Origin of the sequence: Streptomyces sp. NPDC026206 (assembly GCF_040638465.1) — a bacterium.
In the GTDB taxonomy this organism is placed as follows: Bacteria; Actinomycetota; Actinomycetes; order Streptomycetales; family Streptomycetaceae; genus Streptomyces.
Map to the genome: position 1 here is coordinate 195,393 of NZ_JBEZYL010000011.1, position 23,321 is coordinate 218,713.

Below are 23,321 nucleotides of genomic sequence, written 5' to 3' on the forward strand. Positions count from 1 at the left end.
ACTGCCGCGGCCACCACAACGACCCCGCACCGCCGCAACCGCGCCGAGCAGATACCCGGCGGTCGCACCGACGCGCCGTCACGACCCGGGCCACCGCACAGCGGTCACACGGCGACCCTGCACCGCGGCTGCGCCGAGCGGGTACCCGGCGACGGCATCGACGCGCCGCTGCCGCGGTCACCACAGCGCCCCGCACCACCGCTGCCGCACCGAACGCGTACCCGGCGATGACGTCGACACGTCGTCAGGGACCCAGCCATCACCCGCACCGCGGTCAACACGGCGACCCCACACCGCTGCCGCGCCGAGCGGTACCCGGCGGTGGCACCGACGCGCCGCTGCCGCGGTCACCACGGCGACCCCGCACCACCGCTGCCGCGTCGAGCCCGGCACCACGCCGCTCACGTGGCTCATGTGGCTCGCCGCCGAACGCGTCGCCCTGGCCTGCCGGCTGCTCGAGCGCGGGGGCCACCGGAGTCCCGGCCGGAGGCGGTGGCGGTGGCGGTGGCGGTTCGCCCGGGCGGGCGGCTTGGCACGCGGGCCAACCTGCGGGCACAGATGCGGCGGCGTACCGGGATCGGCCCCACCGCGCACCGGCGGCGGTTCGGCCGAGGGTGACGTCAGCCGCGCAGGACCTTCGCCTCCGTCTCCGGGTCCAGCCCGACGGACGGCCGGTCCGGGCGCTGTGGCGCCGCCTTGCCCAGTCGCCCCAGCCGCTGGAGCCAGGCCCAGGTGTCGGCCACCGTCTCCTCGACCGGGCGGCAGCGCAGCCCGGCGGCGAACGCCTTCTCCACGCCGCCCTGGTGCATGGTCTCGTGCAGCTCCCCCGGCGGCAGCCAGACCGGGAGGTGGAGCCATGGCTCGATGCCGGCCGCGAGGATCGTCTCCGGAGCGGTCCAGCGCAGCTCGGCGTCGCCGCCGGTGACGCGCACGCAGGCCTCCAGCAGCCCGCCCATCGTGGCGTGCCCCGGGCGGCTGATCACGTTGTACGGCCCGCCCAGCCCCCGTTCGGCGGCGTCCAGGCTCCAGGCGGCGAGGTCACGGGCGTCGACGTACTGCACTCCCAGGTCGCGCGGGCCCGGCGCGAGCACCGGCCCGCCGCGTGCCGTGCGCAGCAGCCACCAGGGCAGGCGCCCGATGTTCTCCCCGGGACCGAGGATCAGCCCCGCCCGCACCAGCAGCGCCCGCTCGCCGAAGGCCTCCGTGGCCGCGAGCTCACCGCCCCGCTTGGCCTGCGCGTACTCCACCTCGCCCGCGTCGGGCGAGCCGTCGACCAGCGGGGCACTCTCGCCGAGCCCGGCGGGCCGGGGATGCCGGTAGACGGACCCGCTGGAGACGTACACATAGTGGCCGGCCCGGCCGGCCAGCAGCCGGGCCGCGTCCCGCACGGCCGACGGCGCGGCGGACCACGTGTCGACGACGAGGTCCCACTCCCCCTGCGCCAGGGCGGCCAGGCCGCCCTCGGCCCTGCGGTCGCCGTGCAGCGCGAGTACCCCCGGCGGCGGCTCGTGGTGGCCGCGGTGGAAGACCGTCACCTCCCAACCTCGCGCCAGCGCATCGTCGGTGAAGGCGCGTCCCACGAATTCCGTTCCACCCAGTATCAGCAGTCTCATGACGCGACCCTGCCCGCTGCCCGCCGCTTTGGGAACAGCCGCCTGCTCTCAGCGGAATCGCTCAGGGCTGAACCCGCTCCCACGCCTCCCGCGCTTCCGCGCACGGGCCCGGGGGCAGGGTTGAGCCACGGAAAGGAGATGCCCGTGAACCCCATGGCCCCCAGGAACCCCGAGAAACCCACGGCACCCGGACAACTCGCCGGACACCACGGGCGCGACGGGCGCGACGTGGTGATCGTGGGCGCCGGTGTCGCCGGGACCAGCGTCTTCGTCCACCTGATCCGTGCGCTCTCCCCCGACGGCGGGCCCCCTCCGGTCCGCTCCGTCCGGCTCGTGGACCCGCGTCCGGCCGGATGGGGGCTGGCCTTCGGGGACGGCGACCCGCTGCTGCTGTGCAACAGCGCGGCCGAAATCAACTCCCTGCTGGCGGACGACCACGCCGACTTCGTGAACCACCTGCGCAAGCACGGCCGGCAGGGCGGCCCGCAGGACTGCGTCCCGAGGGCCCGGGTGGCCGAGTACTGCCGGGAGCACTACACCCAGGCACACGCCGTGGCCACCGCGCTCGGCATCGACGTGCGACAGGTGCCGGCCACCGCCGAGACGGTCGGCACCCGGCCGGACGGCCGCCACCGGGTCCGCCTGAGCACGGGCGCGGAGCTGGACGCGGACGCCGTCGTGGTCTGCACGGGCGTCCACCGGCCCCGCGTCCCCGACGGCTTCGCGGGCCTCACGGATCACCCCCGTTACCTGGACAGCCCCTACCCCGCCGACCGCCTGCGCCGTGAGCTGCGCCCGCGCAGCCGGGTCCTCGTCCTCGGCACCCGCCAGTCGGCCATCGACGCGGCCCTGCTGCTGTGCCGCGACGGCCACCGGGCGGTCATGACCTCTCCGTCGGGCCGGCTGCCCTCCGTACGCACGTCGCTGGGCGCGCCCGTACGCGACTTCCCGCCGGTCGAACGCATCACCCGCCTCGACCCGGCGGACCCCTTCCTGGAGGAGAAGGTACTGCGGTGCGCGGTGGAGGCGGTCCGGCTGCTGAGCCGCCGGCCGCTGCGCCGGCAGACGTCGGTGGCGGCCGATCCCGTTCAGCGCCTGCGGGAGGAGACGGCTCTGGTCGATGCGGGCGCCTGCTTCTGGCCCGGTGTCGTGGTGGCCCTGATCGAAGCGGTCATCGCGCTCGGCGCCGGCCTCCCGGCACCGCGCCGCCAGGCCCTGATGGAACACTTCGCCTGGTTCACCGGCCGCTACGCCACGGCCATGACGGTCGTCAACGCCCGGAAGCTGCTTGTCCACTTCGCCACCGGTGCGCTGCGGCCGGCCCACCCCTACCCAGCCGCCGTCACCTTCGGCGACGACGCCTGGCGGGTGCGGTGGCCCCGGGCCGCCGGCGCACCGGAGCGCTTCGACCATGTCGTCAACGGCACCGGCTTCCACCAGCCCGTACTCCACTGGTCCCGCGACGGCAGGACGCTGCACCTGGACGGACCCGGGGACGGCGCCACGGCCGTCGACCACCTGGAGGACGACCTGCGGGTGCGCCGCCGCCCCGGGGCGCCGCCCGAGCGCATCTGGGTGGCCGGCGTCGGTACTCATGTGCGGATCCCCTTCTCCAACCACCTGCGCAACGTCGTCCGGCAGGCCCGCCGGGTCGCGGAGGAGGTGGCCGGGCGACGGCCGGAAGGGACGGGCGGCGTGTGAGCCGCCGCCCTCGCCGGGCGCGCCTTCCCCCTGACGGCCGCCTGGGCGGCGGACAATACGCTCGCCCGTCCGCGACCGGCCGCCGAGGAGTCGCATGCACGACAGCTGGACCACCGAGGACATGCCGGGCCTGGCGGGCCGGCTGGCCGTCGTCACCGGTGCCAACAGCGGCATCGGCTACGTCACCGCCCGCGAACTGGCCCGGGCCGGCGCCGAGGTCGTCGTCACCGGCAGGGACCCGGCCAGGGCCCGCCTCGCCGCCGAGCGCATCGCCCGGGAGGTGACGGGCGCCCGGGTCCGTCCCGACCTGCTCGACCTGGCCGCCCTGGCCTCCGTCACCGGCTTCGCCCACCGCATGGAACACGGCGGGCGCCCGGTCGATCTGCTCGTGAACAACGCGGGGGTGATGGCGGTGCCGGAGCGCCGCACCACCGAGGACGGCTTCGAGCTCACCGTCGGCACCAATCACCTGGGGCACTTCGCCCTCACCGGCAGGCTGCTCCCGCTGATCCTGCGGGCCCCCGCCCCCCGGGTGGTCACCGTCAGCGCCGCCATCTCCCGCAGCCCCATGGCCGAGCTCTCCGATGTACAGAGCACCCACAAGTACCGGCCCATGGGCGCGTACGCCAAGTCCAAGCTCGCCAACGTCCTGTTCGCCCTGGAGCTGCAGCGCCGCGCCGACGCCGCCGGAGCCGCGCTGACCAGCGTGGCCGTGCACCCGGGCAGCAGCCTGACGGGGCTGCAGCGGCACGCCGCCCGGCCGGTACGGGCGCTGGCCGGGCTGGTCCTCGAGCGGGCCTTCGGGCAGCCCGTGGACCAGGCGGCGCTGCCGTCCCTGTACGCGGCCACGGCCCCCGGCGTCGCGCCCGGCGGCTTTTACGGTCCCATCGGCCGCTTCGAGGGGCGCGGCGCCCCCGGCCCCGTCGAGCTGCCCATGCCCGCCGGGGACGCCACGCTGGCCGACAGCCTCTGGGAGATCTCCGAAACCCTCACTCATGTGCGCTACCGCTGGCCCACCAGCCCCACCTGACCCACCGTCGGAGTGTGGCGCGAACCCGGCCTTGTGGGGCACGGGCTCGGGCGTTGCAATCGGCTCATGACGACGGCACGGGAGAGACCCGGCAGAAGCAGCGTCCTCAACCATCCGCGCATGGCCACCGGGTTCGACCAGGTCTTCCACGCGCTGCGCGGCAAGAGGCCGCCCAGGCGGGCGGATCTGCCCGGCGAACCCCGCTGGAGCGGCGACTTCGTGGCCCCGAAGGTGCAGGGGCCCCGGGTGCGGCTCCAGGAGTTCGGGTACGCGGCCCACGAGCTCAACCACGGATACGGCGCGGTCGACGACACCGCTCTCGTCGGACCCGTGCAGATCCTCACCCCCGAGGGCCTGGACTGCCTCACCGAAGTGTGCGACAGACTGGAGAGCTCCGCCGGTACCGCCCGGTTCATCACCACGCGCCGGGTGCGCAGTGCCGATCTGATGTCGGCGTTCATCAACAACATGATCCGCGACCGGGGCTTCCTCCTCTCCTGTTCGCGGCTGGCGGGCGTGCCATTGATTCCGCACCCGCTGCGGATCCCCACCGTGCAGATCAACTACTTCGGGGCCGACGGCCGCTCGGACATCGTCAAGTGGCACCACGACGGGATGGATTACGTCCTGACCATCCAGCTCAACAGCTACGAGGACTACGACGGCGGGCGCTTCAGCTACTTCCAGGGGCGTGCGGACGAGTTCACGGGCGCCCACGAGGGCGACCCGCGCATCAAGGAGGCGCCCTGCGGGGAGCGCGGGGCGGCGCTGTTCCTGCACGGGAGCCGGATCTTCCATGCGGTCACGCCGGTCACCCGGGGCCGGCGGGTGACGCTCGTCGTCTCCTTCTTCTGCCCGTACTTCGCCCGCCAGGATTCCAACACCTTCTGGCACCTGGCCGCGGACGACGGGATCCCGGCCACCGTGCCCAACTGGCTGCGGCTGAAGTGGCCCGTGCGGGACCCGGCAATGGACTACAGCCTGCGGGCGGGAAGCCCGGTGATCACCTGGGACGACCTGCGCGACTAGCCGAAGCCCGCCCCTTCCCGGGGCTCCGCCCGGGGCCCCGGTCCTTTGAACGCCGGACGGGCTGAATGCCGCGCCCGGGGCGGGGAGAACTCACCCCGCCCTCCGGGGCGCGTGCCGCAAGTACGCCAGTACAGCGCTCACCCGCCGGTGCAGCTGCGGCTCCTCCGCCAGCCCCAGCTTCGCGAACGTCGAATTGACGTGCTTCTCGATCGTGGACTCCGACAGCACGAGCGCACCCGCGATCGCCCGGTTCGTCTTGCCCTCCGCCATGTGCCGCAGCACGTCGAGTTCCCGCCGCGTCAGCGCCGCGAGCGGTGCGTCCGCGGCGCGGGTGTGGCTGCCCATGAGCACCTCCACGATGCGGGGGTCGACGACGGAGCGGCCCGCCGCGACCTCCCGCAGGGCGCGCAGCAGTTCGTCGAGCTCACCGATGCGCTCCTTGAGCAGGTAGGCCAGGCCGTCGGTGCCGCGCTGGAAGAGGTCGAAGGCGTAGTTCTCGTCGGCGTGCTGGGAGAGCATGACGACGCCGATGCCCGGGTGGCGGGCGCGGATGGCGTGGGCGGCGGTGATGCCTTCGGTGTGGTGGCTGGGCGGCATGCGGATGTCGGCGATGACGGCCTGCGGTCGCAGTTCCCCGACGGCGTCCAGGAGTTCGACGGCGTCGCCGACGGCCGAGACGACGGCCACGTCGCCGGTGTCCTCGAGCAGCCGGCGCGTGCCCTCGCGCACCAGGTAGTGGTCCTCGGCGATGACGACGCGCATCGGTTCCTCAGTCACTGATCTCCTCCCGCACCCGCTCGGCCAGCCTGGAACGGATCGTGGTGCCCCCGCCGGACCGGCTGGTGATCCGCAGGTCACCGCCGACCGCTTCGATCCTGTCGCGCATCCCGGTCAGTCCGGACCCCCGGGTGGTGTCGGTGGGGAATCCCACGCCGTCGTCGACGACCTCCACCACGAGCCAGCCCTCGCAGCGCGATATGCGGATGGTCACGCGGGTGGCGTCGGCGTGCTTGAGGACGTTGGTGAGCGCCTCCGAGACGAGGTAGAACGCGGACTCCTCGATGTCGAGGGCGAACCGCACCCGGTCCAGCGACTCCTCGATGTGCACGGTGACGGGGACCGGCATCCGGCGGGCCCGGGAGGTGACGGCGGCGACCAGGCCCTGGTCGGTGAGGACCGGCGGGTGGATGCCGTGGGCGACCTCGCGGAGCTCGTCGATGACGCGGTAGGCGTCGTCCTGGACCTCGGTGAGGACCGCGTGGATGTCGCCGCCGCGGCCGAGCCGGTTGCGGGCGAGGCGCAACTTGGCGACCAGGGCGACGAGGTCCTGCTGGATGCCGTCGTGCAGCCGCCGCTCGATGCGCCGCCGCTCGCTGTCCTGCGCGTGCACGATGCGGGCGCGGGAGGCGTCGAGCTCGCCGGCCTGGCGCTGCACCTCGCCCACGCGGGTCGACAGTTCGGCGGCGAGGCGCACGTTGTGCACGGCGAGGGCGGCCTGCCGGGCGAGGGTCTCCACCACGTCGTGGTCCTCCGGGGTGAAGCGGCCCTCGGCCTTGGGCCCGTACTCGATGAGGCCGAGGATGTCGTTGCCGTAGCAGACCGGGAAGCCGCTCGCCGGGCTCCGCCGGTCCGTCGGTGGTTCCTCGCCTGCCGTTCCGACGTGGACGGGCAGGTCACCGCCACCGCCCAGCCGTACCCGGGCCCAGCGCAGGCCCAGGCCCTCCTGCAGGCCGGCCGCCAGCTGGGGCGCCAACCGGCTGAGGTCATAGGCGTGTTCGAGGGCGCTGCCGAACTGGACCAGGAGTTCGAAGCTGCTGAGGCGGTTGCCGAAGACCCGGCGCTCGGCGAGCTGGTTGAGCCGCGCCCGCACGGGCTGGAACAGGGCCGTCGCGGTGACCGCGACCAGGACGGAAAGGCCGATCGGGAAGTACTGGCCGGCCGTCAGCCCGAGCGTCATCGCCATGCCCAGGTACCAGCCGCTGATGATGAGCCACAGCGTGCCGTAGACGACCGAGCGGCGGATGACGATGTCGACGCCGAGCAGCCGGTACCGCAGTGCGGCGTAGACGACGGACAGTGAGATCAGCACGTACGGCAGGGCCCCGAGGGCCGAGCCGACGAGGTAGAGGACCCCGGACTCGCCGTGCCAGGTGCGGAACAGCCGGGACATGCCCCGGCCCAGGAAGAGGACCGCGGCGGTGACCCCGATGGGCAGCAGCGCGGCGATGTCGCGTTCGCCGGCGGCGCGGGCGCGCAGAGCTCGGACGACCAGCAGCACCGCGCCCACCCCGGGCAGCCACGCCTCCGGGTAGTAGAACACCACGTACTCGACGATCCTGGTGGGCACGCCCGCCAGCGGCAGCACGAACGGCAGCGCGAGCAGGGCCCACAGCGAGCGCAGCAGTGGGCGCTCGTAGCGGAACCGGAAGCGGCCGTCGGGCAGTACGGCCAGCAGGTGGACGACGAGGATGCTGACCGTGAGGTTGACCCACTCCGTGGGCAGGACGACGAGGGCGGCCTCCACGGAGGGAAGGCCGTTCTCCGGTGCGCTCAGGTCCCAGGCGAACACGGTGGTCAGCAGCGCCGAGGTGTAGCGGATGCCGATGCTCACCGACAGCGCGGTGCCGATGAGCAGCAGCCGGCGGGCGACGGGGCTGGAGGGGGCGTGCCACCAGGCGAACAGCCCGGCGCAGTAACAGGGGAGAACGGCGCCGAGGATCCACGGCAGAGTGACCGTGTTGTTCCGCAGCAGAAACGCTCCGGTGGTCATCGCCCACAGCAGGCAGAGCCCGCCGGAGAACGCGGCGATCCGTATCGCCCGTTCACTACCCTTCACACGTACCCCTCACGCGCGGCATTATCGGCGACCTTCGTGGCAGCGGTCCAGATGATGTCCCGCGGGACGTATCTGCCACCGGAGGTATAGCGGAAAACCTCTATGGAGTTCGGAGGATTCCGGGATGTGCACGGACGGCCGGGCGCGGCAGACTCGGATTGTCTGTCATTTGCCCGGACACCCGGTACGACGGCCCCGGTACGACGATCGACTGTGCGATTCAAGGAAAGCCGAAAGGGAACCATGAGCGTGTCTTCCGGTCCCGAGGTGGTCGTCTGGGACACCACCTATGCCTGTCCCCTGCGTTGCTCGCACTGCTATTCGGAGTCGGGCAGGCGCGCACCGCGGCAATTGAGCCACGAGGACATGCTGCGGGTGGCCGACGCCCTGATCTCGCTGAATCCGCGGGTGGTCGCGCTCTCCGGTGGAGAACCCCTCCTCGTCAGGGGGATCTTCGAGGTGGCGGCACGGCTGTCCCGGGCCGGGGTGAAGACCGCCGTCTACACCAGCGGCTGGATCATGGAACCCTGGATGGCGACCGAGCTCGGATCGGTGTTCGATGAGGTCGTCGTGAGCCTGGACGGTGCGACGGCGCAGGTCCACGACCGGATCCGGGGCCGGCGCGGCTCCTTCGACCGGGCGCTGAGCGCCCTCACGCTGCTCGACGGCGTCGCCAGGGAGCGCAAGCGCCTGAAGCAGTCGCCGCTGTGGTTCGGCATCGACTGCGTCGTGGTGCGGAGCAATTTCCCGCAACTGGAGGAATTCTGCACCGCCATCGCCCCGCGCTTCGGCGAATTGCGCAGCCTGACCTTCAATGCCGCTGTTCCCGAAGGACTGGCCAGCAGACCGGAATTCGGTCACTTCGAGCTTCTCGACGACGAGCAGGTGGTGCAGTTGACGAGCGATCGGCAGCGCACCCGGCTCCAGCGGCTCGCCCCGGAAGGGGTACGGATCTTCACCACGGACAATCAGAATCTCGTCATGCGCCCGGACCGTTTCGCAAGTGGCGTCGACACACTGGTGATGCAGGTTGAACCGGACGGTGCCGTCCGTGCGTTGCCGGTCTACGAAGGGACCGTGGGAAACATTCTGGAGGAATCCCCGCTGGATCTCTGGTATCGCGGGGTGTCCCGGCTGCGGGACCCCTTCGTCGTGGAGACGCTTTCGGCCGTGCGGACCATGCAGGACTGGGCGGAAGCCGTCCGGCGCATGGACTACCACTTCGGTTCGCAGGAGGTCCGGTCGCGGATCGACCGCCGCACGGTACGGACCAATCCCCCGGAATTCAGCGCCCTCGCCCTGTGACCCGGTGACCGCCCGGAGTCCTCGCCCGAAAGGGACGCGCCGTGCTGACGCTCAAGGACTACGACCGCTTCTGCCTCGCCGATCCCCTCTTCCACGACGTGCCCGAGAGGTACCCCGACGAGCACGACAGGCTCGCCGCGGCCCGTCGGCGGCCTCCCCGGGGCTGGGAGCGGGGCGAGAGCGGCTGGTGGGTCACGATGCGGCCGCGCGGGGGCGCACCGCCCGTGCAGGGCTGGCTCGTTGACGTGTCGGTGACGCCGCCCCGCCTGGCGCGGGCGGCCGAGATCGTGTGGGGGCACTGCGTGGAGCGGGGGCTCGCCTTCGACTTCCTCCGCAGCCGTGCCACCGCGCACGAACTCAACGGCCACCGCGCCGAACGGCTGCCGGGCGCACGCATGATCACGGTCCACGCCGGCGACGAGGCCACCTTGGCGCGGACCTTGGACGGGCTCGGCGTACTGCTCGACGGGCTCGACGGCGCCTACGTCCTGGGCGCCCTGCGGCATGGCAGGGGACCGCTGTACGTGCGCTACGGCTCCCTCGCCCCGGGCCCGTCGCAGGGGCCGGACGGCACGCTCGTGCCCGAGCCGCGCCGAGCCGTGTTCACCGTTCCTGGCCACCTGCGCCTGCCCGAGGTGCTGCGCGCCGATCTGGAGGCGCTGCACGCCACGCCCGCCGGGGAGTTCCCCTACCGGGCCGAGCGGGCGCTGGGCCAGGGCCACGGGGGCGGGACGTATCTCGCGACCTGCACATCCACCGGTGAGCGGGTGGTGCTGCGCGAGGCCCGGCCCCACGCGGGGCTCGACCGGCGGGGCGAGGACGCGGTCACCCGGCTCGGCAGGCGGCGGACGGCCCTGGAGCGGCTGGCGGGCCTGGCGTGCGTGCCGCGCCTCCTCGATCACCGCACGTACGCGGAACACCGGTTCCTGGCCGAGGAGTACATCGAGGGCACCTCCTTGCTGCGGGCCGCGTCGGCCGCCTTCCCGCTGACGTCCGAGGAACGCGCCGCGCGGGAGGCCGGTCCGTACACCGCATGGGCCCTGGACATCCTGCACAGGACCGGGGAGGCGCTGGACGCCGTGCACGGAGCGGGGCTGCGCCTGGGCGAACTGCGGCCGGAGCACGTCATCGTCCGCCCCGGCGGCCGGGTCGTGCTCGTCGGCCTGGCGTCGGCCACGGACCTCGCCGACGACCGCCCGCCGCCGGCCGGCGACCCTGACTTCGCGGTGCCCGCCGGGCTGGGCGGCGCGGAGGCGGCCCGGTACCTGCTCGACCGGCTGCGGCTGTGGCTGTTCCTCCCCCTGCCGTACGCGGGCCCGGAGAAGCTGAACACCCTCGCCTCCGCCGTCGCACAGCACTATCCGGTGCCACCGGGCTTCACGGCCGGTCTTCTGGCGGGGCTGCGGGCGGGGCGCCCGGCACAGGAGGACCGGGCGGGCGCGCTGCTGGCGGCGGAGCGGCCCGACTGGCCGGCGGTCCGGGAGGCGTTGGTGGGCGGCATCCACAGCAGTGCCACGCCCGGCCGCCCCGACCGGCTCTTCCCCGGCACGCCGGCCTGGCCGGCCGGCATCGGCGGGACCTCGTTCGGCCACGGCGCGGCCGGTGTCCTCTACGCCCTGCACCGGGCCGGGGCGCCCGTCCCCGAGGCGTACACCGAGTGGCTGACGGAAGCGGTCCGGCGGGAGAAGGAGCCCCGGCCCGGCCTCTACGACGGGCTGCACGGCGTCGCGCTCACCCTGGAGGTGCTGGGGCGGCGCGAGCAGGCCCTGGACGTCCTGGAGCGGGCGTCGCGGGAGCACACGACGGTCGCCGACCTGGCCGGGGGCGGCGCCGGAATCGCCTTGACCCTGCTGCACTTCGCGTCGGCGACCGGGGACACCGCCTTCCGTGAGCGCGCCCTGCGCACGGCACAGGAGCTGGGACGCACCGTGGGCGACGGCCCGCTGCCCGCCCGGCCGGGCGGGCCCCCGCCCCACGGGCTGCTGCACGGCGCCGCCGGGGTCGCCCTGCTCTTCCTGCGGCTGTACGAGGAGACCCGGCAGGCACCATGGCTCGACCTCGCCGGCAAGGCGCTGCGGCACGACCTCGACAGGCTCCGCACCCTTGCCGACGGCACCGTGGCACTCTTCGACGGCACCGCCCGCCTCCCCTATCTGCAGGGCGGCAGCGCCGGTCCCGCCCTCGTACTGCGGGACCTCCTGCGGCACCGGCCCGACCCCGGTGCGGCCGCCGTGCTTGCCGCGATCCGGCGGACCTGCGACGCGGTGTACGTGCACAACTGCGGCCTGCTGCGCGGGCGTGCCGGGGGCATCGCCACCCTCGTGGCGCTGGGCGAGCCGGCCGGCGGCCCGGCCGTGCTCCGGCAGGTGCGGCGGCTGGCCTGGCACGCCCGGTCCTTCCGGGGCCACCTCGTCTTCCCCGGCTTCCGGATGCTGCGGCTCTCCTCGGACCTGGCGACCGGTGCCGCGGGCGTCCTGCTCGCCCTGAGTTCCGCGTTCGAGGGAACCTCTCCCGTTCTCCCCTTCCTCGACTCGCGGTCCCCCGCCGTCCCGTCCGCCCCGGAAGGGAGGTGAACGACGTGTCGGAGATCCTGGAGCTGCAGGAACTGGAGGAGGAGACGCCCACTCAGTGGCCCTGCAGCAACAGCTACCAGAGCACCCTCGGCCAGGTCTGAGCACCCGCGCGGCAGGCGCGCCGGCCGTTCGTCCCGCGCGGCGGCCGGCGCGCCGCCACGTCGTCGCAAGGCACGGGAGGACAAACGCATGCTCGCTCAAGGCCACCTCGTCGCGGACCCCTTCTTCGTGGACACGCCCGAGCGCGTGGAGGACACCGCCAGCCGGTTCGCGCGGACCGGACAGCCGGCGCCGCCCGGCTGGCGGCGCGCGGAACGCGGCGGCTGGGTCGCCCTGCGGCGCGGCGACGCCCGGCTGCCGGACCAGGGCTGGAAGATCCACGCCTCGGCGACGGCCGAGGAGGCGCCCCGGGTGGTCGACGCGGTGTGGGAGTACTGCGTCGAGCACGGCATCAGCTTCAAGTTCCTGCGCAGCCGCACCCTGCTGGCCCTGGTCAACAGCAAGCGGGCGCCCCGGTCGGCCGGCGGCAAGCTCATCACCATCTACCCGCGCTGCGAGGAGTCGCTGGAGCGGACGCTCAAGGAGCTCTCCTCACTGCTGAGAGGGGTGAAGGGGCCGTACATCCTCAGTGATCTGCGCTGGGGCGAGGGGCCGTTGTACCTGCGCTACGGCGGCTTCTCGCCCCGGTACTGCTTCGGGGGCGACGGCGAGTACGTGCCGGCCGTGGTGCGCCCGGACGGCCGTCCGGTGCCCGATGTGCGCGGTGCCGTCTTCAAAGTGCCGCCGTGGGCGGGGGTGCCGCCGTTCATCGGCACGCGGATCCGCGCCGCCCGGGCGGACACCGGCGGGGCGCTTCCCTACCGCGTCGAGAAGGCGCTGCACTTCTCCAACAGCGGTGGCGTCTACCGGGCCGCCGACCCGGTGACGGGGCGCCGGGTGGTCCTGCGGGAGGCGCGCCCGTACGCCGGTGTCGACGACAACGGCATGGACGCGGTGGCCCGGCTGGCACGCGAGCACACCGTGCTGGAGCGGCTCGCCGGCCTGGACTGCGTGCCGCGGGTCATCGCCCGTAGCCGGCACTGGGAACACCACTTCCTCGTCGAGGAGTTCGTCGAGGGCGAGCGGCTCCACGAGGCGATCGGGCGCCGCCATCCCCTCTTCCACCCCGGCGCGGGGCAGGAGGAGGCGGCCGCCTATGCGCAGTGGGCCTGCGGGGTCCTCGACCGCGTGGCGGCCGCGACGGCCGCGCTGCACGCGCGCGGGATCGTCTTCGGGGACCTGCAGCCCGGCAATGTGCTGGTGCGGCCGGACGACAGCGTCTGCCTGGTCGACTTCGAGACGTCCTTCGACATCCACGAGAACTTCACCCCGGTCATGGGGACCGCGGGCTTCATAGCCCCCTGGGCGCGTTCGGGGTTCGCGGTCGACGCGTACGCCCTGGACTGCCTGCGGCTCGCGGTCTTCTGCCCGCTGACGGAGCTGCTGCGGTTCGACGCGCACAAGCACGAGCAGCTGGTCCGCCTGGTCGAGGACCGCTTCCCCGTACCGCCCGGCTTCGGCGAGCGCCTGCGCGCGGGTCTCGCCCCGCCCCCGGGCGACTCCCCCGTACGGTCCGTGGCCTGGCCCGTGGGCCCGGACGCCCGCGACGACCTCCCGGACGGGCCGGACGGCGGGTCCCCCGACGGCTGGGAGGCCGTCCTCGGCTCGCTGCGCGACGCCATCGCCGGCAGCGCCACACCGGAGCGGGACGACCGTCTGTTCCCGGGCGACGTCAAGCAGTTCGACGGGCAGGGGGCGGCCCTGGCCTTCGGTGCGGCGGGGGTGCTGTACGCCCTGCACGGCACGGGGTACGGCGGCTGCCCGCGCTTCGAGGGGTACGTCGACTGGCTGGCCCGGGCGGTCGAGCGCGCCCGCTGGCCGCGGCCCGGCCTCTACGACGGGCTCGCCGGTACGGCGTACGTGCTCGGGGAGTTGGGCCGCCCGCAGCAGGCGCGCGAGACGGCCGCCCGGCTGGCCGGCTTCGACCTCGCGGGCTGCGGGGTGGGGCTGTTCGGCGGGATCGCCGGGATCGCCCTGACGCTGCTGCACTTCGGCGACGTGGAGGCGGCGGTCCGCCTCGGCGACCGGCTGGCGCGGGTCCTCGACGGCGACGGCCCGGCGGAGCCCGCGGCCGTGGGGCTGATGCGGGGCTGGTCGGGGCCCGCGCTGCTGTTCACCCGGCTCTTCGCCGAGACATCCGACGCCGGCCATCTGCAGTGCGCCGAGGCGGCGCTGGCGCGGGACATCGCCCGCTGCGGGGTGTCCCGGGGACGGTATGTGCACGTGCGGGACCGGGAGCGCCGGCTCACCGTGCTCGGCCGGGGCAGCGCCGGCATCGGCATCGCCCTCGACGCATACCTGCGGCAGCGTGAGGACGCCCACTTCTCCCGGCTGCGGGACCGCATCCGCGACAGCCTGGACACCGGGTTGCTCCTGTCGTCCGGCCTGCTCGACGGCCACGCCGGCCTGCTGTACGCCCTCGTGCACCTGGGGGGACCGGCCTCCGCGCGCCGGGTCCAGCTGCGCGGGCTGGGGCTGCACGCGGTGCGGTTCGAGGGCGAGCTGGCGTTCCCGATGGACGGGCTGCTGCGGCTGTCGATGGACCTGGCGACGGGCACGGCGGGCGTCCTGCTCGCGGTGCACGCCGCGACGCGGCCCGGGGCGGCGGCGTGGCTGCCGTTCCTGCGCCCGGCGTGACGGCCGTGCGCCGGGGTGCGTGCGCTGTGGCGCGGCGGTAGGGGGGTGCTGCGGGCGCCTTACGTGAAGGGGTGGGTGTGGTGCGCGGCGTGGGTATGCAGGGGCCCGTAGGCGGGCTGGTCACGGCACGTCCAGGCTTCCGGAGGGGTTGTGCATGTTCGGTAGGCGCGGTATCGGAATTGCCCTGTCCTCGCTCACGCTGCTGGGCGCGTCCCTGGTGGCGGCTCCGGCCGCCCGGGCCCACACGCCGATCGCCTGCGCGGGGCAGGAGAACACCCGCTACACCCCTGGACTGCAGCTCGCGCCCCGTCCCACCGACATCGTCGCGGAGGGCACCTACACCTGCTCCGATGCCCCGGGGCACACGGTCGCGGCGACCACGCGCATCACGGCAACGACCCCGCAGGGCAGCTGTCTGACCCTCGGGTCGGTCCGGGCCCGGGAGACCGTCCGCTACGGGGACGGCCGGACGTCGGTGATCTCGTACACCACCGGGCACTCCGTCCGCGTGCTGGGCGTCAACAACGTACGGCTCGACGGCGTGGTCGTGGAGGGGCTCGGCAAGGGGGCCCGGGCGCAGCGGGCCATTCAGACCGCGCCCGCCGATCTTCCCACGACCTGTCTGGCGGAGAGGGGACTTCAGCAGGTGGTGTCCTTCACGCAGCTGCACATCCTGCCCTGAGACCCCGGGCGAGGTGACGGACGGCGGCCCCTCAGTGGCCGCCCGTCACCTTGAAACCGCGCGGCACCATCAGCACCACGAGCAGGGTCACGGCGACGACGATGCCCGCCGAGACGTACGCGGTTGTGGTCAGCGCCTCGTCGAAGGCCGCGCGCGCCGCCGTCAGGACGCGCCGGCCCGTCTCCCCGCCGGCGTTCTGGGCGACCTCCGCCGCACCGCCCACCGATTCACGGGCCGTGTCGAGGTCGTGCCCGCGCAGGGGGAGGCCCGTCATCCGCTGGGAGTAGGCGGCGGCGTGGATGCTGCCGAGGAGCGCCACGCCGAGGCCGACGCCCAGTTCGTAGGCGGTCTCGGAGACCGCGCCCGCCTGCCCCGCCCGTTCCGCGGGGACGGAGGAGACCAGCACCGAGGCCGACGCGGTGATCGCCAGTCCGTCGCCGAGGCCGAGCCCGGCCAGCACGAGGGCCACGACCGGGTAGGCGGTCGGTTCCGGCGCCAGGGCGAGCAGCAGGAACCCGGCCGCCAGGGTGCCCAGGCCGATGGCGAGGACGGCGCGGACACCCAGGTGGTGCATCAGCCAGGGCGAGCACAGCGAACCGGTCAGCATGGCCAGGGCCGAGGGCAGGGTGCGCAGCCCGGCCTGCGAGGGCGAGTAGCCGTGCACGTACTGCAGCCACAGGGAGATGAGGAACAGGGCGGAGCCGATGGCCAGCATGGCCAGGAGCGTGGCCAGCGCGGCGGCCAGGAACGGGCCGTGGCCGAAGAGCCGGACGTCCAGCAGCGGGTCCTCCAGCCGCAGTTGATGCCAGGCGAACGCGGCCAGCAGCACCACACCGAGGAGGAGCGCGCCCACGTCCTCGGGCCGCGGGCTGCCCTTGGCGACGTGCTTGATGCCCCAGGCGAGCGCGACGATGCCGACGACGGAGAGCAGCGCGCCGGGCCGGTCGAGCCGTCCGGCCTGCGGGTCGCGGTACTCCGGCAGCAGCCGGATGCCGGCCACGACCGTCACGACGACGACCGGCAGGTTCACCCAGAAGGCGGCCTGCCACGCGAAGTGCTCGACGAGCACTCCGCCGATCAGCGGCCCCACGCACGCCCCGGCGCCGGCCACGGCGGCCCAGATGCCGATGGCGAGGGCCCGCTCGCGTGCGTTCGTGAAGATGTTCCGGATCAGGGAGAGCGTCGAGGGCATCACCATGGCGCCGCCGAGGCCCAGCAGGACCCGGCCGCCGATCAGCTGCAAGGAGCTGTGGGCGGTGGCCGCGACGGCGGAGGCCACGCCGAACAGGACGAAACCGCTCAGGAACAGCCGCTTGCGGCCCCAACGGTCACCGACAGCCCCGCTGGTGACGAGCAGGCCGCCGAGGAGCAGGCCGTAGATGTCGATGATCCACAGCTGTTCCAGCGCGCCGGGCCGCAGGTCGTCGATGAGGGAGGGCAGCGCGACGTTGAGGATGGTCGCGTCCATGGCGACCAGAAGCAGGCTGGCGCACAGGACGGCGAGCATGGCCCAGCGGCCGGTCGTGGGGGCCGCGCGGCCCCCGGCCCCGGAACCTTCGGGAGCTCGCGTCATGGGACGACACTTCACCCTTCAGGGGCCACGGACCGCCAACGCCGAGCGAAATGACCGATCAGATCAGTATTAACCGGATGGCCGCTCCCCGCGCAACCCGGCGGCGCCCCGGCCGCCGGCTTCAGTCGGCCATGGCCTCGCGCACCTTCGCGGCGGGGGTCAGGCGGTGGCGGCGAGGGCGGTCAGGCGCTGCTCGACCTGGGCGGTGGTGGCGTGGCCGGCCGCGAGGACGCTCACGCGCTCGCCGTCGACGGCCAGCAGGGTGGGGAAGCCCTCGACCCCGAGGCCGGCCGCGCGGCGGAAGTCGGCGCGCGCGGCGGCCCGGGCCGTGGGAGAGGCGAAGGCGGCGGCCACGGCATCCGCGTCCAGGCCCGTCCGCTCGGCGATCGCGCGGTAGGTGGCCGCATCGGACAGGCTCAGCCCCTGCGCGTAGAACGCCTCCTGCAGGGCCGCCGCCAGCTCGGCGGCCCGCGCGGGGGCGGCCTGGCGCAGGGCGGCCATGCCGTGTGCGGCGGCCGCGGAGTCCATGACGAAGGAGCCGTCCGCGATCAGCCGTTCGTAGGCGGCGCCGAAGTCCACGCCCGTCAGCTCGCTGATCCTCGCATTGGCCCCCTGGACGTAGCCGAACTCCCGGATCGGCACCCTCCGGGCCCCGGTGAACAGGCCCCCGGAGACGACCTCCACGGGGAGCTCCGGGTGGCGGCGGGTGAGCTCGGCAAGGGTGGGCGAGAAGCCGTAGGACCAGCCGCAGTAGGCGTCGAAGACGTAGACGAGCTTCATGGGTTCTCCAGGGGTGCGGGCTCGCCGACGTGAGCCATTCGCCTGACACAACAGTATCTGCTGCGTCAGATATTCCCGTGTGGCGAAAGCTTTCCCCGGGTCCGGAGGCCGGGCGTGACCCGGGGTGCCGTCAGTCTCAACGCAGCCGTGGGAGTGCGTCCCGCGCCGCGTGGCTGAGGGTCTTCAGATCCTCCGCGAACCGCTCGCGGTGCGCCTCGGGCAGGGGCTCGACGAAAAAGCGCCGGATGTTCTCCACATGGATCCGTGCCGCGCGGACCACCGTTTCCTCACCCTGCGGCGTCAGCCGGACCAGCCGCCCCCGCCGGTCGTCGGGGTCGGCGTCCCGGACCACCAGGCCCGCCGCCTCCATCCGGTCCACCAGCCGGGTCACCCCGCCCGTACTGAGCACCCGCTCCTGCGCGATCGCCCCCATAGGCAGGCCCGCCTCCCCCGCCCGGCCCAGGATCAGCAGCACCTCGAACATCAGATGACTGATCCCGCACTCCTCCTCGATCGCCCGGCCCAGGATGTACTCCAGCCGGTTCGCGGCCCCCTGCAGCCGCCCGAACGCCAGCACAAGGCCGTCGTTCGCCGCCTGCTCCGCCGTCGCGATCTCCACTTCCCCTGCCACCTGGCCCCTTCCGCCACGTCGTCCGGCGCCCGTGCGCCGGTCCCAGGAGCCTACGAGCAGGCGGTGGCCGGAGCCTGGCCGCACGGCAGGCAGAATCGGGGGGTGTCCAGAAGAACAAGCGCACGCCGGCAGCCGGCGATCACCGCCACCTCGCCATGTCCCTGCGGACTCGCCGCACCGTACGGGGACTGCTGCGGCAGCTTCCACCAGGGCCGGGCCGCGGCGCCCACGGCGGAGCGCCTCATGCGCTCGCGCTACAGCGCCTTCGTCGTCCGCGACACCGGCTACCTGCTGCGGACGTGGCACTCCACGACCCGGCCGCCCGGCCTGGAGCTCGACCGCACCATCGTGTGGACCGGGCTGGAGATCCTGGCCACCACGGGCGGCAGCGCCTTCCACAGCGAGGGCACGGTGGAGTTCCGTGCCCACTGCGAGGCGCGGGGGGAGGCGGACGAGCAGCACGAACTCAGCCGCTTCGTCCGCGAGGACGGGAACTGGGTCTACCTGGACGCGGCCGGCTGACCGCGCCCGCCCTCCCGGCTCAGAGCAGGTCGAAGGGTTCGGCGCCGTGGCCCTCCCATATCCGCCGGGTCGCGTCCTCGGGGTAGGCGGCCGTGCTCCTTTCGGCGTCGAGGAGGCGGGTGAGCCGCCCGTCGGTGACCCGGTAGGCGGGCCGGCCGGGGTCGCCGTGGGCGGCGAAGGAGGCCCACGAGCAGCGGATGCCGTCCGCGAGGGCGAGCGCCTCCGCGGGCGGCGGGGCCTCGCCGAAGAACAGCCGGGCTGCGGGGCCGGTGAAGTTGCCGAAGAGCAGCTGGACGTCCAGGCCGTGGGCCGAGCCCAGCTCGCCGCCGAGCGCGGGCGCGGGCCGGCGCAGTTCGTACAGATGGGCCGTGCCACCGCCGGCCGAGTGGGCGTCCGCCAGGTGCAGGGAGGGGACGCGGAACAGCGCGTCGGCGAACACGGTCTCGTAAGGGCGGCAGCGGACGCGCCGGGGTGGGCGGCGCGGTAGGCCCGCTCGCCGTCGGGCCGGGGGGCGAAGGCCCGCAGCACCCGGGTGGCGTCGTCCTCGGTGATCTTCTCCAGGGTGCCGGAGAGCGCCAGGAACGGCCGTAACTCGTCGCGGCTGTTACCGGTCAGCAGGTCGATGTCGCCCGCCCGGCCGTCGCGCAGGGTGCGCCAGGGCACGTCCGGTACGAGGTCGCCGCCGTCGACGACCGGGCAGAAGGGGGCGCCCGAGCGGGCGAGCCGGCCCCAGCGGTCCTCGTGGGCGGGCAGGGCGGCCATGAGGGCGTCCACCTCGTCGGCCAGTCGCCGGGGCGCGATCGCGGCGAGGGGGGCCGCGGTGGGCGCGGCGCCGAGCCGGGCGGGGCGTCGCCCCGGACCTCCCGGCCCCGATGTGCCGGACGGGCTGATTGTGGGCCCGTCCGGCGAGCGGGGACAAGGGGGCCCGGCCGGCCGGGCGTCGTCCTGGTCGTCCTAGTTGACGCGCCCGTACCAGACGCTGTTGCTCCAGATCTTCTCCAGCCGGACGGAGGCGCCCGGCTTCGGCGCGTGCCAGATCTTGTTGCTACCCGCGTAGATCCCCACGTGGTAGACGTTGCTGCCCGAGTGGAAGAAGACGAGGTCGCCGGTCTGCCGGGAGCCGCCGGAGAGGTGCCGGGTGGAGTTGTACTGGCTCTGGGCCGTGCGTGGGAGGGTCTTGCCGGCCTTCTTGAACGAGTAGAGCGTCAGGCCCGAGCAGTCGAACCGGTTGGGGCCCGTGGCGCCGTACTGGTAGGGGGAGCCCTGCTTGGAGGCCGCGACCTTCAGTGCCTGTTCGCCCACGGTCGCCGCCTGTGCGCCGGGGGCGAGGCCGGGGACGAGCACCGATGCCGCGAGGGTGGCGGCGGTGAGGGCCGACGCGGTGGCGGCCCGGGAAGTGAGTGCGGTTATGCGAGGCATCGCAGACATGCCAAAGCCCTTCGGCATCCGCCTACGAAAGATGACCTGTCGGGTTCGGGCTGCGAAGTTGCCCGGCCACGTTGTGGCTTCACCCCAAGAACCACCGCGTTCGTGGTTCGTACCGCTTGGGTCTCCCGCTCCTGCCGATTCGTCGAATCGATTCCGCACCCGGTGCGGCGGCAGGACTCGGCGTCCGCCCGGGTCGCCCGCCTCGGTGACGGGATCTTGTGTTCGGTGAGAGATCCTGCACCATCAATCGCTCAGATTCGGCGCCCAAACGGTCATCTGTGAACTTCTTCACTTCAGAAGCAAACAGGGAACCATAACGCCTCCCTCACCCGCCATCTGCGCCTAAACCCTTGCCCCGCAGGGGACTTGAAGCACACGGGAATCAACTACCGCGGCCCCGTTCAACACGGGTGGCGCCAGGCGTCCAGCTCCAGCCTCTTCTTCATCGAACTCAGGCCCAGCCGCCCGGCCGTGCCGCAGAACTCCCCCGGCGACAGGTCGTATTCGACATGGAAGACCGCTTTGTTCTGCTTCACGAACGGCGTGAGCTTCTCGCACTCCCCGTACTGCGCGCACTGTTCGTTGACCGCGAAGTCGAAGTCCCGCACGAGCTCCGGAATCTGTTCGAGATCATTCTTCAAACCGATGGCCAGGCCCCGGTCATGAGCCAGTTTCACCAGCATCCGGTTGAAGGCCAGCTGATCGGCCGGTGAGAGCGGAAATCCGGTGCGGTTGCGGAAACCCTCGGTCAGATCGGGTTCCACCGCGTCGAAACCCTTCTGCCGGCACATGTCGATGCGGGCCGCCATGATCGGCCGCAGGGCGTCGAGGCGGCGGATGTCCAGCCATTTCTCGCCGTCCCAGCCCTTGTTGTTCTTCCCCAGCAGCGACCCGGGGAATTCCGACCGGTCGGGCCGGAAGTCCTCCCATGCCCCGGCGTTGATGTAACAGATCACCTTGCGGCCCCGGGAGTGCAGTTCCGCCACCGTCTCCGCGGAGTTCTCGAAACCGTCGATGTCGTAGACGGGCACGTCCACGGACGTGTCGACCTTCCCGCCGAGCTGCCACTGCCAGGGAATGCCCGGCCGGGGCTGCCAGCGGCGCGAGGCCGGTGGCGGGCCGCCGTCCGGCGTCGCCGTCATCCGGTCCGAGGGGCGGTCCCCGGAGGGCTCCGTCGCGTCGTCGGACGTGGCCGAACAGCCCGCGAGAACGAGCAGCAGCGCACCGAGCAGCCCCGCGCGGGCCCGCCTGCCGGTCACCGTGCCCCCTCCGCTGCCCCGGCCCCCGGCAGGTGGGCGCTCCGCCACGGGTTGGCTCCGCTGCCCGGCGCCGCACAGTGCACCCCGGCGCCCCGGCCCCCGGCGATGCGCGCCACCTGCTCCGCGTGCCCCCGCGGCACGCCGTGGACGAGGTGGCAGAAGCGCCCCGGGGGGTGGTCGGCCGTCCAGGTGGGCACCCGGGCCCGCCGGTACTCCTGCCAGGGGCCCTCGAAGGTGACCAGGAGATCGGGGAGCGAGGCGTAGCCGGGGTCGGGATGGGTGCCGGGGTTCAGCACGACGGTGCGCGCGCCCAGCACCCGGGCGGTGCGCACGAGTCTGCGGTAGCGCGGCAACAGCGCCGCGTCCGCCGCCGCCTGGTCGAGGAAGACCCCGTCCACGCCGTACCACCTGCGGTGCCGGTGGATGTCGGCGACCACCGCACGCGCCGGGCGGCGGCCGTAGCCGGTGTCGACGTAGCCCAGCAGCCGCACGCCCGCGCCGCGCAGCCGCCCGGCGGCGGCCCGGAAGTCCGCGTCGGGGCGGCCGCCGGGCCCGTCGGCCACGTTGAGCACGACGGCGTACAGGCCGGGGGCGGCCGCCGGCAGTGCGGCCCACTCCTGCGGGTGCACCGCCGGGTGCGCGTACAGCGGGACGAGCAGGAGCTGCCCGTCCTCCGGCGGCGCGCCCCGTGCCGTCTGCGTCATCGCACCCGCTCCGGTGTGCGGCCGCGGGTCTCGGCCCACAGGCCGGCGAGGGAGTCGTCCAGGCCGTGCCGGGGCGTCCAGCCCAGGGCGCGGCAGGCGGCCGTGATGTCCGCCTGCTGCCAGGGCACGGCGGCGGAGCGCGGCGAGCCGTCGCCGTCCTCCTCGATCCGCTCCCCGGCCCGGCCGGCGGATCCGGCGGCCCGCAACAGTCCCTCGGCGATGTCCCGGACGGGCCGGGCGGTGCCGCCGGCGATGTTCAGCACGCCCGGCAGCGGTCCGGCGGCCGTCACGGCGCGGGCGATGGCGTCGGCCACGTCCCGCGCGTCGACGAAGTCGCGGTACGCGGAGAGGTCGCCGGTGCGTACCCGGCCGTCGGGGCCGGCCCGGTGCAGCTCCGCGGCGAGCCGGCCGGACAGGGAGGAGGCCGGGGAGCCGGGGCCGACGGGGTTGAACACCCGCAGGACGACGGCGTCGAGGCCGGATCCGGCCACGGCGAGGGTGCCGGCGAGCTTGCTCGCGCCGTAGAGGCCGAGCGGGCGGGCCGGGCCGGTCTCGGTGAGGGGCCGGTGGCCTTCGGCGGGCCCGTACTCCGCCGCCGAGCCCAGGTGGACCAGGCGAGCGGCGGGCGCGGCCTCGTGCAGGGCCTCGCACAGGACGGCCGGGCCGCGGGCGTTGACGGCGGTGAGGGTCAGCGCGCTGCCGCCGACCGCGCCGGCGCAGTTGACGACGGCGTCGAGGGGAGCGGCCGTGCGCAGCACGGCCGCGAGGCGCCCGGGGTCCGCGGTGGCCAGGTCGACGGGCAGGGCGCAGCCGGGTGTGCGGCCGCCGACGAGCACCCGCGCGCCCGGAAGGGCGCGCAGGCGTCCGGCGGCGTGCCGGCCCAGGAAGCCGGTGGAGCCCAGCAGGAGAATGCGCATCA

20 protein-coding genes, 1 pseudogene and 1 riboswitch are annotated in these 23,321 nt (G+C 73.8%); of the genes and pseudogenes, 10 read left to right on the plus strand and 11 right to left on the minus strand.

Annotated elements, in window-relative coordinates; genetic code table 11:
• Together AB0F13_RS17985 and AB0F13_RS17990 are read left to right on the plus strand one after the other, a co-directional pair.
• Positions 1–231 (plus strand): hypothetical protein (locus AB0F13_RS17985; RefSeq protein WP_362082688.1); only part of this gene is annotated, 231 nt, incomplete at its 5' end.
• Positions 232–334: 103 nt separating this feature from the next.
• A pseudogene (locus AB0F13_RS17990) lies at positions 335–618 on the plus strand (hypothetical protein); the annotation flags it as partial.
• 2 nt (positions 619–620) lie between these two features.
• Here AB0F13_RS17990 and AB0F13_RS17995 read toward each other — a convergent pair.
• Positions 621–1,613: an NAD-dependent epimerase/dehydratase family protein gene (locus tag AB0F13_RS17995; RefSeq protein WP_362082560.1), complete on the minus strand. Its 993-nt coding sequence runs from the start codon at positions 1,611–1,613 to the stop codon at positions 621–623.
• A 153-nt stretch (positions 1,614–1,766) separates the two neighbouring features.
• On the opposite strand from AB0F13_RS17995, the gene AB0F13_RS18000 reads away from it, so the two are divergent.
• The 3 genes from AB0F13_RS18000 to AB0F13_RS18010 all read left to right on the plus strand — a co-directional run bounded on the left by AB0F13_RS18000 (position 1,767) and on the right by AB0F13_RS18010 (position 5,373).
• Positions 1,767–3,314, plus strand: a complete 1,548-nt coding sequence (locus AB0F13_RS18000) for an FAD/NAD(P)-binding protein (protein WP_362082679.1) — start codon at positions 1,767–1,769, stop codon at positions 3,312–3,314.
• A 94-nt stretch (positions 3,315–3,408) separates the two neighbouring features.
• Positions 3,409–4,344, plus strand: coding sequence for an oxidoreductase (locus AB0F13_RS18005; RefSeq protein ID WP_362082563.1), 936 nt, complete (start codon positions 3,409–3,411; stop codon positions 4,342–4,344).
• A gap of 66 nt (positions 4,345–4,410) precedes the next feature.
• Complete coding sequence (locus tag AB0F13_RS18010) at positions 4,411–5,373, plus strand: hypothetical protein (protein WP_362082566.1); 963 nt, start codon at positions 4,411–4,413, stop codon at positions 5,371–5,373.
• Between the two features lie 90 nt (positions 5,374–5,463).
• Here the strand turns inward: AB0F13_RS18010 and AB0F13_RS18015 are convergent, their stop codons facing one another.
• A complete protein-coding gene (locus AB0F13_RS18015; protein WP_362082569.1) occupies positions 5,464–6,150 on the minus strand; it encodes a response regulator transcription factor in 687 nt (228 codons plus the stop codon).
• On the minus strand, positions 6,143–8,209 hold the full coding sequence (locus AB0F13_RS18020) for an ATP-binding protein (protein ID WP_362082572.1): 2,067 nt from the start codon (positions 8,207–8,209) through the stop codon (positions 6,143–6,145). Before AB0F13_RS18020 ends, AB0F13_RS18015 begins: the two co-directional genes overlap by 8 nt.
• A gap of 213 nt (positions 8,210–8,422) precedes the next feature.
• Here AB0F13_RS18020 and AB0F13_RS18025 point away from each other — a divergent pair, with 213 nt between their 5' ends.
• From AB0F13_RS18025 to AB0F13_RS18040, 4 genes are all read left to right on the plus strand, one after another.
• Positions 8,423–9,514, plus strand: coding sequence for a radical SAM protein (locus tag AB0F13_RS18025; RefSeq protein ID WP_362082575.1), 1,092 nt, complete (start codon positions 8,423–8,425; stop codon positions 9,512–9,514).
• 41 nt (positions 9,515–9,555) lie between these two features.
• On the plus strand, positions 9,556–12,087 hold the full coding sequence (lanKC, locus tag AB0F13_RS18030; RefSeq protein WP_362082578.1) for a class III lanthionine synthetase LanKC: 2,532 nt from the start codon (positions 9,556–9,558) through the stop codon (positions 12,085–12,087).
• A gap of 189 nt (positions 12,088–12,276) precedes the next feature.
• Positions 12,277–14,823 (plus strand): class III lanthionine synthetase LanKC, encoded by a 2,547-nt coding sequence (gene lanKC, locus AB0F13_RS18035; protein WP_362082581.1) that lies wholly within the window; start codon positions 12,277–12,279, stop codon positions 14,821–14,823.
• 154 nt (positions 14,824–14,977) lie between these two features.
• On the plus strand, positions 14,978–15,505 hold the full coding sequence (locus AB0F13_RS18040; RefSeq protein WP_362082584.1) for a hypothetical protein: 528 nt from the start codon (positions 14,978–14,980) through the stop codon (positions 15,503–15,505).
• A gap of 31 nt (positions 15,506–15,536) precedes the next feature.
• Here AB0F13_RS18040 and AB0F13_RS18045 read toward each other — a convergent pair whose 3' ends face one another.
• The 3 genes from AB0F13_RS18045 to AB0F13_RS18055 form a co-directional block, all read right to left on the minus strand.
• Positions 15,537–17,078, minus strand: a complete 1,542-nt coding sequence (locus AB0F13_RS18045) for an MFS transporter (protein ID WP_362082586.1) — start codon at positions 17,076–17,078, stop codon at positions 15,537–15,539.
• A gap of 159 nt (positions 17,079–17,237) precedes the next feature.
• The gene (locus AB0F13_RS18050; protein WP_362082589.1) at positions 17,238–17,858 is read right to left on the minus strand and encodes a DsbA family protein; all 621 of its coding nucleotides are present in this window, start codon (positions 17,856–17,858) and stop codon (positions 17,238–17,240) included.
• A 136-nt stretch (positions 17,859–17,994) separates the two neighbouring features.
• Positions 17,995–18,489: a MarR family transcriptional regulator gene (locus tag AB0F13_RS18055; protein WP_362082592.1), complete on the minus strand. Its 495-nt coding sequence runs from the start codon at positions 18,487–18,489 to the stop codon at positions 17,995–17,997.
• 102 nt (positions 18,490–18,591) lie between these two features.
• Between AB0F13_RS18055 and AB0F13_RS18060 the strand changes: the two genes are divergently transcribed.
• Positions 18,592–19,011, plus strand: a complete 420-nt coding sequence (locus AB0F13_RS18060) for a YchJ family metal-binding protein (protein ID WP_362082595.1) — start codon at positions 18,592–18,594, stop codon at positions 19,009–19,011.
• Between the two features lie 19 nt (positions 19,012–19,030).
• On the opposite strand, the gene AB0F13_RS18065 is transcribed toward AB0F13_RS18060, so the two are convergent.
• The 5 genes from AB0F13_RS18065 to AB0F13_RS18085 all read right to left on the minus strand — a co-directional run bounded on the left by AB0F13_RS18065 (position 19,031) and on the right by AB0F13_RS18085 (position 23,319).
• The gene (locus AB0F13_RS18065; protein ID WP_362082598.1) at positions 19,031–19,450 is read right to left on the minus strand and encodes a hypothetical protein; all 420 of its coding nucleotides are present in this window, start codon (positions 19,448–19,450) and stop codon (positions 19,031–19,033) included.
• 515 nt (positions 19,451–19,965) lie between these two features.
• Positions 19,966–20,439 (minus strand): C40 family peptidase, encoded by a 474-nt coding sequence (locus tag AB0F13_RS18070; protein WP_362082601.1) that lies wholly within the window; start codon positions 20,437–20,439, stop codon positions 19,966–19,968.
• Between the two features lie 3 nt (positions 20,440–20,442).
• Positions 20,443–20,594: riboswitch (cyclic di-AMP (ydaO/yuaA leader) on the minus strand.
• 246 nt (positions 20,595–20,840) lie between these two features.
• A complete protein-coding gene (locus AB0F13_RS18075) occupies positions 20,841–21,581 on the minus strand; it encodes an endo alpha-1,4 polygalactosaminidase (RefSeq protein ID WP_362082682.1) in 741 nt (246 codons plus the stop codon).
• Between the two features lie 113 nt (positions 21,582–21,694).
• Entirely contained in the window at positions 21,695–22,402 is a 708-nt protein-coding gene (locus AB0F13_RS18080; RefSeq protein ID WP_362082604.1) for a spherulation-specific family 4 protein, read from the minus strand.
• Complete coding sequence (locus AB0F13_RS18085; RefSeq protein WP_362082607.1) at positions 22,399–23,319, minus strand: NAD(P)-dependent oxidoreductase; 921 nt, start codon at positions 23,317–23,319, stop codon at positions 22,399–22,401. Before AB0F13_RS18085 ends, AB0F13_RS18080 begins: the two co-directional genes overlap by 4 nt.
• Positions 23,320–23,321: the final 2 nt, after the last annotated feature.